Below are 12,088 nucleotides of genomic sequence, written 5' to 3' on the forward strand. Positions count from 1 at the left end.
TGACGGGGGAGACAATGGAAGGGCACTTTCCGGCCGATCGATTGCGTGAACTCGCACACGGCCACGTGGTACCGGGCGCGCAGCTCGCCGTCCACCAAGCGGGCCGTAGCTGGTCAGAGGCCGTCGGAGTGGTGCACTCCGGCACGGCGGAGCCGGTGACGGCCGCCACGGCCTTCGCCTACGGCTCCGTGACCAAGGCGTTCACCGCGACGGTCGTGGGCCAGCTCGTATCCGAAGGCGAACTGGACCTGGACGATCCGGTGGGCGAATACCTGGCGGAGTTCGACGGCGCGGCCGACGAATCGATGTCCGCCATCACCTTGCGGCATCTGCTGAGCCACACCGCCGGACTCGTCGCGGACCACGAGCTCGACAATGTCGAGGAGTCCTCGCTCGCGCGCTATTCGTCGAGCGTCGCGGCCACGGCTCCGCTGCACGAACCCGGTGTCTGCTTCTCGTACTCGAATTCCGGATACAACATCCTGGGCCGGGTCGTGGAGTCGGTCACCGACATGAAGTGGCAGGAAGCGGTGGACCATCTGCTGCTCCGCCCGCTCGGCATCGAGCCGTCGTTCCTGGCCGGCGGGAAATCCGCCGCCCGGGAGTCCGCCACCTGCCACGTCGTCCGGCCCGGGCAGGGGACGGCGCAGCCCGTCGGGCTGTTCCTCCCGCACAGTTGGGCTCCGGCCGGCGGGCTCGCCGGCAGCGCGGGCGACCTCCTCGCCTTTGCCCGGCTGCACTTGGGAACCCACCCCGCCGCCGGGGAGCTGCTGGACGCGGACCTGCGTGCCGCGATGCACACCCGCGTACCCGCCGCCGAAGCCTTCGGCATGGCCGACGGCTGGGGACTGGGGCTGGCCCACTACTCCTCCCCGGAGGGCGACTGGCTGGGGCACGACGGCACCGTCGACGGCGGAACGGCCCACGTCCGCTTCCACCGGCCGACCGGGACCGCCGTGGCCCTGACCACCAACTCCACGGCCGGCACCCTGATGTGGGCCGACGTCGTGGACGAGCTGCGCGCGCTGGGCGTGCCCGTCGGCGACTACCGGCCGCACGTCCCCGCCGCCGCGGCGGCGGGCACCCCGTCCGCCGGCACGCCCGGCAACCTGCTGGGGGAGTACCGCAACGGGGACACCCGCTTCTCCGTCCGCCGGGACGACACCGAGGGCGGGACGGGTCTGCGCCTGTCCGACGGCACCGGCCTGGTGGCCGCCATGACCCTGCACGACCAGCTCGTGTTCACCGCCCGGCGCCTGGACGCCGACGAAGCCCCGTACACGGGCCGGTTCGTCATCGATCCCGCCACCGGCGGTGCGGCCCTCATGCAGCTCGGCGGACGCTCCGCCCGGCGCGCGGCCGCTGCCTGACGCCCCTCACGACCCGCAGGCTTCCGCGCGCTCCCTCGCGCGTCCCCACCCCCACCGCGCGGCCGGTACCACCGCCGCGACGGCATCACCACGAGCCGCGGCGGCGGCGCCCCGACCCCGGGCCCGCCCGCCGCCCCTCGTTCCCGCTCCGCATCCCCTTGCCGGCTTCCGGGCTGCCCCCACGGCATCTCCACGTCCCGAAGCCACCCCTTTCTGGAGGTACAACGTGGCTCGCGCCGACGTGTCGGAAAACCAGGGTCTCCACCACCGGGTGGAGCGCTGGCGGAACCGGCTGGAGGGTGTCGCCCCCCTCGAACTGCCGGCCGACCGACCGCGCCCGGTCATCCGCTCGACCGCCACCGCGGCCTGCGAGAGGGAACTTCCCGAAGCCGCCGCGGCCGCTCTGACCGGGCTCGCGGCGGACGCCGGGGCCACGCCGTCGGCGGTACTGGCCGCCGCCGTCACCGCGGTGCTCACCCGCTACTCGGGGCAGGAGGACATCGCGTTCGGTGTCGTATCGCCGCGCACCGGGCACACCGTGGTCCTGCGGACCGCGGTCGACGCGACGGCCGCCTTCGAGGAGTTGCTGCGCAACGTGGTCCGCGGCGAACGCGAAGCACTCGCCGACGACGGCCTGTCGCTGGCGGACCTCGTGGAAGCGCTCGCTCCCCAGCGGGACACCAGTACCACGCCCTTCATCCAGGCCATGGTCGCCGCGACGGACGAACTCGACGAACAGCACGGACAGTTCGACCCGCTCGACCTGTCGGTCGAGGTCTCCCTGGCCGAGCGCCGCATCCGCGTGCGCCACAGCACCGCCCTCTTCGACGGGAGCACCGCGAACCGTCTCGCCGGTCATCTCGCCGTCCTTCTGGCCGGGGCCGGCGCCGACCCCTCCCGACCGGTGTCCGCCCTGCCGATGATCACCGGTGCCGAGTTCGAGCAGGTGGTGCGGGACTGGAACGACACGTCACGGCAGGTTCCGACCGCCTCCTTCCCGGAACTCTTCGCCGCCCGGGCCGAGGCCCGCCCCGATGCCATCGCCGTCATCGACGAGGACGGCCCGGTCAGCTACCGCGAGCTGGACCGCAGGGCCAACCGGATCGCCCACCGGCTCATCGGACTCGGCGCCGGACGGGACCAGCTGATCGGCCTGTGCGTGGAGCGCGGCGCCGCCATGGCCGCGGGGCTGCTCGGCATCATGAAGGCGGGTGCGGCCTACCTGCCGCTGGACCCCGCCTACCCGGCCGACCGGCTCGCCTACATGCTGGAGGACTCCGGCACCCGGATCGTCGTCACCCAGAGCCAACTGCGCGACCGGCTGCCCGCCACCGCGGCCGCCCTCCTCGACCTCACCGCGGACCGGGCCGTCCTGGAGGCGGCCTCCGCCACCGCCCCGGACGTGACCCCGGCCCCCGAGGACCTCGCCTACGCCATCTACACCTCGGGCTCCACCGGCCGCCCCAAGGGCGTACTGGTCTCCCACGCAGGCATCGGGAACCTCGCCGCCGTCCAGGCCGAGGCCTTCGACGTCACGCCCGACAGCCGCGTCCTGCAGTTCGCGTCCGCCAGTTTCGACGCGGCGTTCTGGGAAGTCTGCATGGGCCTGCTGACGGGCGCAGCACTGGTGATGGGCACCAAGGAGACCCTCGCCCCGGGCGAGCCGCTCGCGGCCTACGCCGCCGAACACGGTGTCACCCACGCCACCTTGACCCCGGCGACCGTCGCCGTCCTGCCCGACGGCCGGGGCCTGCCCGCCGACGCGACGCTGATCGTCGCCGGCGAGGCGAGCACGGGAGACCTGGTGGACCGCTGGTCCCGCGGCCGCCGGATGGTGAACGCCTACGGTCCGACCGAGAGCACCGTCTGCGCGACCATGAGCGCCCCGCTCAGCGGCGCCACCGTACCGCCGATCGGCACCCCGATCGCCAACTTCCGGATCTACGTCCTCGACGAGGCCCTGGAGCCGGTCCCCGCGGGAGTCCGGGGCGAGCTGTACATCGCGGGCATCGGCCTCGCCCGCGGCTACCACGGCCGCCCCGGCCTCACGGCCGAGCGGTTCACCGCCAACCCGTACGGCGCCCCGGGCGAGCGCATGTACCGCTCCGGCGACATCGCCCGCTGGAAGGCCGACGGGACCCTGGAGTACCTGGGCCGGGCCGACGACCAGGTCAAGGTCCGCGGCTTCCGCATCGAGCTGGGCGAGATCGAGAGCGCGCTGGCGCTCCACCCGGACACCGCCCAGGTCGTGGTCCTCACCCGCAACACCAACCTGCTGGCCTACGTCTCGCCCGCCGCCGGACGCCGCCCGGCCCCCGGTGACCTGCGCGCCCACCTGGCCGCCACCCTGCCCGACCACATGGTCCCCTCGGCCATCGTCGTCCTCGACACCCTCCCGCTGACCCCGAACGGCAAGGTGGACCGCAAGGCCCTGCCCGACCCCGGCGCGGCCACCGCCGACACCGACCGGGCCCTGCCGCGCAACCCGGTCGAGGAGACCATCGCGGGCGTCTGGTCCGAGGTCCTGGGCCTCGGCGACATCGGGGTGCACGACGACTTCTTCGCCCTGGGCGGCAACTCGATCCTCTCCGTCCGCGCCGTCTCACGGATGCGCCAGGCCCTCGGCATCAAGCTGTCCCCCCGCGTCCTGTTCGACACCCCCACCATCGCCCTGCTCGCCGCCTCCGTCGCCCCCGAGGAGTCCTTCGAGGATGCGCCGATCCCCACGGCCCCCCGCGACGGCGCACTGCCGATGTCCTTCGGCCAGCAGCGCCTCTGGTTCCTGGAGGACTTCGACCCCGGCAGCGCCGAGTACCACACCGCCGTGGGCCTCCGCCTGACCGGCGTGATCGACCCCGGGGCCCTGCGCGCCGCGGCCCTCGACCTGACGGCCCGCCACGAGTCGCTGCGCACCACCTTCGGCGCCGTGGGCGGCCGCGGAGTCCAGGTCGTCCGGCCCGAGTCGGCGCCGCAGTGGACGACCGCCGACCTCACGCGGACCGCCGGGGAACAGCGCGAGGCCCGGCTGCGGGAGCTGGTGCGCGCCGAGACCGCCCGCCCCTACGACCTCCAGGCGGGCCCCCTGGTCCGCATCCTCCTCGTACGGCTCGCCGACGACGAGCACGTGTGCGTGATCGGCATGCACCACATCGCCACCGACGGCTGGTCCACCGGCATCGTGACCCGCGAACTCGGCGAGCTCTACACGTCCCGCGTCCAGGGACGCCCGGCGGACCTCCCCGAACCCGCCGTCCAGTACCCCGACTTCGCCGCCTGGCAGCGCGGCCGGCTGGAGGACGGCGGCCTGCTGGACAAGCAGCTCGGCTGGTGGCGGGAGCGCCTCGACGGCATCACCCCGCTGGAGCTGCCCACCGACCGTCCCCGGCCGGCCGTGCGCTCCTCCGCCGGAGCGGTCCACGGGTTCCGGATACCCGCCGCCACCGCCACCGCCCTGAAGGAGCTCGCCCGGGAACACGGCGCGACCCTCTTCATGGCCCTGACCGCGGCCGTCAAGACCGTCTTCGCCCGCTACAGCGGCCAGCAGGACATCGCCGTCGGCACCGCCTCCGCAGGCCGCGGCCACCGGGACCTGGAACACCTCGTCGGCTTCCTCGTCAACACGGTCGTGCTCCGCTCCCGCATCGAACCCGACGCCTCCTTCGAGCAGCTCCTGGGCCAGGTCAAGGAGACCGTCCTCGACGCCTTCGCCCACGAGGACGTCCCCTTCGAACGCCTCGCCACCGCACTGCGCACCGAGCGCGACACCAGCCGCACACCGATCGTCCAGGCCATGGTCGTCCTGCAGAACGCCCCGGACGGCGCGCTGCGCCTGCCGGGCGTCCGCGTCGCCGACTACCCGGTGCACCGCGAGGCCGCGCCCTTCGACCTGACCGTCGAGTTCTTCGAGACCGGCGACGGCATCGACGCCCGGGTCGGCTACAGCACCGCCCTGTTCGACGAGGCCACCCTCGCCCGGTTCGGCGGCCACCTCAACACCCTGCTGCTCGCCGTCGTGGCCGCGCCCGACCGGGCCCTGTCCGCGCTGCCCCTGCTGACCGAGGACGAGTTCAGGCAGGCGGTACGGGACGGGCAGGGCCCCCGGTCGGCCGCCCTGGAGGGCACCTTCCCCCAGCTCGTCGAGGCCCAGGCGCGCCGCCGACCCGACGCACCGGCCGTGGAGGACGCGCACACCGTGCTCGGCTACCGCGAGCTCGACGAGCGTGCCAACCGCCTCGCCCACCACCTGATCGCCCACGGCGCCGGGCCGGGGGAGTTCGTCGGCCTGTGCGTCGAGCGCGGGGCCGAGATGATCGTCGGTCTCCTGGGCATCATGAAGTCGGGCGCCGCCTATCTGCCGCTCGACCCCAACTACCCGGCCGACCGGCTCGACTTCATGCTCCGCGACTCCGGTGCCCGGATCGTCGTCACCCGCACCGAGCTGCTGCCCGGGCTGCCGCGGACCGACGCCGTCGTCGTGGACCTCGCGGCGGACCGCGACCTGCTCGCCGGCCGGCCCCCGACCGTCCCGCAGGTGGCGCTGCACCCCGGGGACCTGGCGTACGTCATCTACACCTCGGGCTCGACCGGAACCCCCAAGGGGGTCCTGGTGCCCCACAGCGGCATCGGCAACCTGGCCGCCGCGGAGATCGACCGGCTGGAGGTGACCGAGGACAGCCGCGTGCTGCAGTTCGCCTCCGCCTCCTTCGACGGCGCCGTCATGGAAGTCCTGATGGCCCTGCCCGCGGGCGCCACCCTGGTCCTGCCGCCGCACGGCCCCGTCGTCGGCGAGGCACTGCAGACCTTCCTGCGGGAGCGCCGGATCACCCACACCCTGCTCGCCCCCTCCGCCGTGGCCACCCTCGTGCCCGAAGGCCTGGACGACCTGCGCACCCTGGTCGTCGGCGGCGAGGCCAGTACGGGAGACCTGGTGGCCCGCTGGTCCGCGGACCGCCGGATGATCAACGCCTACGGCCCGACCGAGAGCACCGTCGTCGCCGCGATGAGCGCCCCGCTCTCCGGCGGTGCGGTGCCGCCCATCGGCACCCCGCTGCCCCACACCCGCATCCACGTCCTGGACGCCGCCCTCCAGCCGGTGCCCGTCGGCGTGCCCGGCGAGCTGTACATCGCCGGCCCGCACCTGGCCCGCGGCTACCACGGCCGGGCCGGACTGACCGCCGAGCGCTTCACCGCCGACCCGTACGGCGCCCCCGGCGAGCGCATGTACCGCTCCGGCGACGTCGGACGGCGCCGTGCCGACGGCAGCCTGGAATACCTCGGGCGCGCCGACGACCAGGTCAAGCTGCGCGGCTTCCGCATCGAACTCGGCGAGATCGAGACCGCGCTGGCCCGCCACCCGCAGGTACGGGACGCCGTCGTCGTGGTCCACCAGGACGACAGCGGCCGCAAGCGGCTGGTCGCCCACCTCGTGGCCGACGGCGAGCCGACCACCGGCGAGCTCCGGAGCCATCTGGCCGGATCCCTGCCGGAGTACATGGTCCCCGCGGTCTTCATGCCGCTGGAGCGCCTCCCGCTGACCCCCAGCGGCAAGGTGGACCGGCGCGCGCTCCCGGCGCCCGTCCTCCAGGACGGCGCCCTCGGCACCGAGTACACGGCGCCGCGCGACGCGACCGAGGAGACGCTGTCCGCCATCTGGGCCGAGGTCCTCGGCGTCGCCAGGGTCGGCGTCCACGACAACTTCTTCGATCTGGGCGGCGACTCCATCCTGTCGATCCAGGTGGTATCCAGGGCCCGCCAGGCCGGCCTCCTGATGACCTCCAAGCTGCTGTTCGTCCACCAGAGCGTCGCCGCCCTCGCCGGGGTCGTCACCACGGCCGACCGGGCCGCCGGCCGGGAACCCGCCGACGTCTCCGGCCAGGTCGGGACCACCCCCATCCAGCGGTGGTTCTTCGACGAGCACACCGTGAACCCCGACCACTACGGCATGTCCGTGCAGGTCGAGCTCGCACCCGACGCCGACACCGCCCTGCTGGACCGCGCCCTGACCGCACTGGTCGACCACCACGACGCGCTGCGCATGCGGTTCACGCACGACGGCTCCCGCCGGGTCCAGGAGTACGGCGACCGCCCGGCCGGCCTGTTCTCCGTACACGACCTGTCCGCCGTCGCGGACGAGGAGCGGGAGCGTGCGCTCGGCGAGGCCGCGCTGGCGGCCCAGCGCTCCCTGGACCTGGAGACGGGCGCCCTCGTCAAGGGCCTGTTCTTCCGGCTCGGCGGAACCCGGGCTCCCAGGCTGTTCCTGGCCGTGCATCACCTGGTGATGGACGGGGTGTCGTGGCGGGTGGTGCTGGAGGATCTGGCGACGGCGTACGGTCAGCTGGCGCGGGGGCTCGCGGTGGATCTGGGGTCCAAGTCGAGCAGCTACCAGGAGTGGTCGCGGCGGCTCGCCGAGCACGTGCGCTCCGGCGCCCTCGACCACGAGACCGCCCACTGGCGGACCGTGTCCGAGGCCGTCCGGGACGTCCCCCGCGACACCGACGGCGCCCCCAACACCTTCGGCACCACGGCCACCGCCTCCGTACGGCTGGGCCGGGCGGAGACGGAGGCGCTGCTGCAGCGGGTACCGGCCGCGTACCGCACGCAGATCAACGACGTGCTGCTGGCGGCGCTGGGCCGGGTGCTCGGCGACTGGGCCGGGGCACCGGTCACGATCGCCCTCGAAGGCCACGGCCGCGAGGAGCTCTTCGACGACCTGGACCTCTCCCGCACCGTCGGCTGGTTCACCACCATCCACCCCGTCACCCTGGCCGTACCCGAAGGCGACTGGGGCCCCGCCCTCAAGGCCCTGAAGGAGCACCTGCGGTCGATCCCGGCCCGAGGCCTCGGATACGGCGCCCTGCGCCACCTGTCCGAGCCCGGCAGCCCCGCCCGCACCGCACTCGCCGGCGCCCCGCAGCCCGCGGTCAGCTTCAACTACCTCGGCCAGTGGGACGGCACCACCAGCCACAGCGGCCTGGTCCGCGCCCGGCTGGACGCACTCGGCGCCGACCAGGCCCCCGAACAGCCCCGCCCGCACCTCATCGACATCGTGGCCGCCGTCAGCGACGGCGAACTGCGCATCGACTGGATCCACTCGCCCGCCACCCACGCCACCGCGACGGTGGAGCGCCTCGCCGACGGGTTCGTGGCCGCGCTGCGTTCCCTGATCGCGCACTGCCTGCTCCCGGAGAGCGGTGGGGCCACCCCGTCGGACTTCCCGCTCGCCGGGCTGGACCAGGCGGCCGTCGACCGCATCGCCGGTGACGGGCGGGCGGTGGAGGACGTGTACCCGCTCACGCCCATGCAGAGCGGCATGCTCTTCCACACCCTCGCCGAACCCGGCGCGTACGTCGAGCAGATGACGTTCGTCCTCGACGGGGTCCGCGACCCCGAACTCCTCGCCGCCGCCTGGCAGCACGTCGCCGACCACACCGAGGTGCTCCGCGCCTCGCTGGTGTGGCAGGACACCGAACGCCCCCTGATGGTCGTCGACCGCCGGGCCGAGATCCCCGTCACCCACCTCGACTGGCGCACCCGGCCCGCCGCCGAACAGGAGCAGGCCGTACGCCGCTTCCTGGCCGAGGACCGTCAGCGGGCCCTGGACCTGACCACCGCGCCGCTCATGCGGCTGACCCTGATCCGGCTCTCCGACAGCACCGTCCGCCTCGTCTGCGCCTTCCACCACGTCCTGCTGGACGGCTGGTCCACCTTCGACGTGCTGGCGCGGACCTACGCGGCCCACGCCGCGCTCGCAGCCGGCGAGCACCCCGTCCTCCCGGCCCGCCGTCCCTTCTCCGCCTACGTCGAGTGGCTGGAGCGCCAGGACCTCGCCGAAGCCGAGTCGTACTGGCGGGAACTGCTCTCCGGCTTCGCCGGCGCGACCCCGCTGCCCGCCGTCCGCACCGCGAGCGCCGACCACCGGACCCGCTCCACCGGCCGGCTCGCCCGCAGCCTGACCCCGGACGCCTCGCGGGAGCTGTTCGCCTTCGCCCGCAAGCACCGGGTCACCGTCAACACCGTGCTCCAGGGGGCCTGGGCCCTGCTCCTGGCCCGGCACGCCGGGGAGCGGGACGTCGTGTTCGGCGCGACGGTCTCGGGCCGCCCGACCGAACTGGCCGGAGTCGACACGATGACCGGCATGCTGATCAACACCCTGCCGGTGCGGGTGCGCATCGACGGGGCGGCCACCGTCGCCGACTGGCTGGCCGACGTACAGCGAGCCCAGGTCGAGGCGCGGCAGTACGAGTACGTTCCCCTGCCGCAGATCCAGGGATGGAGCGCCGCCGAGCGGGGCGGCGGACTCTTCCGCAGCCTCGTCGTCTTCGAGAACTACCCCGCGGACGAGGAGGCCGCCGCCGCCCACGGGCTGCGCCTGAGCGGCCTGGAGGGCACCGCGGCCACCAACTACGCGCTCAACCTGATCGCCTACGCCGGCGACGACCTGACGTACACGCTGGCCTACGACGCCGACCTGTACGACGAGGAGACCGTCACCCGGCTCTGCGGACACCTGGAGGCCCTGCTCGCGGGCATCGCGGCGAGCGGCGCGGACCAGCAGGTGGCAGGCCTGTCCATGCTCACCGACGCCGAGGCCGCACTGACCGTACGGACGTGGAACGACACGTCCGCCCCGCTGCCGCACGCCTCCCTGCCGGAGCTGTTCGCGGCACGGGCCGCCGAGCACCCCGACGCCCCGGCCCTCGTCCACACCGACGGGCTGCTCACCTACCGGGAGCTGGACGAGCGGGCGAACCGGCTCGCCCACCACCTGCTGGCCCTCGGCGCCGGCCGGGAGCAGCGGGTGGGCCTGTGCCTGGAACGCGGCCCCCACGCCGTCACGGCGCTGCTGGCCGTCCTCAAGGCCGGCGCTGCCTACGTCCCCCTCGACCCGGACCACCCGGCCGACCGGCTGGCGTACCTGATCGGCGACGCGGGCGTGGACCTGCTGATCACGGAGGACGGACTGCGGGGGCGGCTGCCGTCCGCACCCGTACGGATCGTCGACCTGACCCTGGACGCCGACCGGATCGCCGCGCGCCCCACCCACGACCCGGCGCCCGGCGTACTGCCCGACCACCTGGCGTACGTCATGTACACCTCCGGGTCCACCGGGAACCCGAAGGGCGTCCTGACCACGCACCGGGCCGTCGTCCGACTGGTCCACGAGACGGCCTACACCGACATCGCCCCCGGCGACACCGTGGCGCAGTTCGCCTCCCTCTCCTTCGACGCCTCGACCTTCGAGGTGTGGGCGGCGCTCCTGAGGGGCGCACGGCTCGCCGTCCACCCCGCCGGACTGCCCACGGCCGAAGCCCTCGGCACCTTCCTCAAGGAGCGCGAGGTCAGCCACCTGTGGCTGACGGCGGGCCTCTTCCACCAGGTCGCCGACGACGACATCAGCGCCTTCAGCGGGCTGCGGCAGCTCGTCGCGGGCGGCGACCGGCTCTCCCCGGAGCACTGCCGGCGCGTCCTGGACGCCCACCCCGGGCTGCGTCTGACGAACGGATACGGTCCGACCGAGGCGACCACCTTCACCACCACCCACGACCTGCGCGCCGCGGCCTGCGACGGTCCGGTTCCGCTCGGCGCGCCGCTGGCCAACACCCGCGCCTACGTCCTGACGGAGGGGCTGGCACCCGCCCCGGTGGGCGTCCCCGGTGAGCTGTACATCGCCGGGGCGGGCCTGGCCCGCGGCTACCTCGGACGGCCGGGACTGACGGCCGAGCGGTTCACGGCGGACCCCTACGGCGAGCCGGGCGAGCGGATGTACCGCTCGGGCGACCTGGTGGCCTGGCGGGCCGACGGCACCCTGGAGTTCCTCGGCCGCGGCGACGGCCAGGTCAAGATCCGCGGCTTCCGCGTCGAGACGGGTGAGGTCGAGGCGGCCCTGACCGCCCACCCGGCGGTCGGCGACGCGGCGGTCGTCCCGCACACCGAGGGCGGACGTACGGTCCTGATCGCCCATGTGGTCGTGGCCAGCGGTGCGACGCTCCCGGACACCGCGGCGCTGCGCAGGCACCTGTCCGCGTCACTGCCCGACCACATGCTGCCCGCCGCCTTCACCGTCCTGGAGGCACTGCCCCTGACCGCGAACGGCAAGGTCGACCGGCGGGCGCTGCCGGCCGGAGCGGAGCGGGTGGCGACGGGCACGGCGTACGAGCCCCCGGCCACCGCCACCGAGGAACTGATCGCGGAGGTCTGGCAGGAACTCCTCGGCGCCGAACGGATCGGCGTCCACGACGACTTCTTCGCCCTGGGCGGCGACTCGCTGCTCGCACTGCGCGCGGCCTCGCGGATCAACGCCCTCTTCGGCACGGCCCTCTCCCCGCGCGACCTCTTCGACCGGCCCACGGTCGCCGACACCGCCCACGGTGTCGAGGAGCTCGTCCTGGCCGAGCTGGAGGCGGCCGCGGCCGCCACCTCCTGACGGCGCCGCCGACCCCTCCCACCGCCTTCCTCCCCCTCGCCCTCCCCGGCGCAGGGCACACACCCCCACCCCGAAAGGCACCGCCATGTCCAACCCCTTCGAGCGGTCCGACCGTTCGTACAGCGTCCTCGTGAACGACGAGGGCCAGCACTCGCTGTGGCCCGCGGCCACCGCCGTGCCGGCCGGCTGGCACACCGCCCTCGCCGACCGTCCCCGCGAGGAGTGCCTCGCGTACGTCGAAGCCCACTGGACCGACATGCGACCGCAGAGCCTCATCGCCGCCAACGGCTGACTC

General features: G+C 74.1%; 3 protein-coding genes. All 3 read left to right on the plus strand.

The features are described from left to right. The first annotated feature begins 41 nt into the window (after positions 1-41). A complete protein-coding gene (locus tag ACZ6S8_RS24675) occupies positions 42-1,370 on the plus strand; it encodes a serine hydrolase domain-containing protein (RefSeq protein WP_469459122.1) in 1,329 nt (442 codons plus the stop codon). Further along, positions 1,315-11,793, plus strand: a complete 10,479-nt coding sequence (locus tag ACZ6S8_RS24680; RefSeq protein WP_469459124.1) for an amino acid adenylation domain-containing protein — start codon at positions 1,315-1,317, stop codon at positions 11,791-11,793. The genes ACZ6S8_RS24675 and ACZ6S8_RS24680 overlap by 56 nt, the downstream gene beginning before the upstream one ends. Positions 11,794-11,878: 85 nt before the next feature. Next, a complete protein-coding gene (locus ACZ6S8_RS24685) occupies positions 11,879-12,085 on the plus strand; it encodes an MbtH family protein (RefSeq protein WP_469459126.1) in 207 nt (68 codons plus the stop codon). Positions 12,086-12,088: the final 3 nt, after the last annotated feature.

Source organism: Streptomyces sp. NPDC048461 (assembly GCF_055587105.1).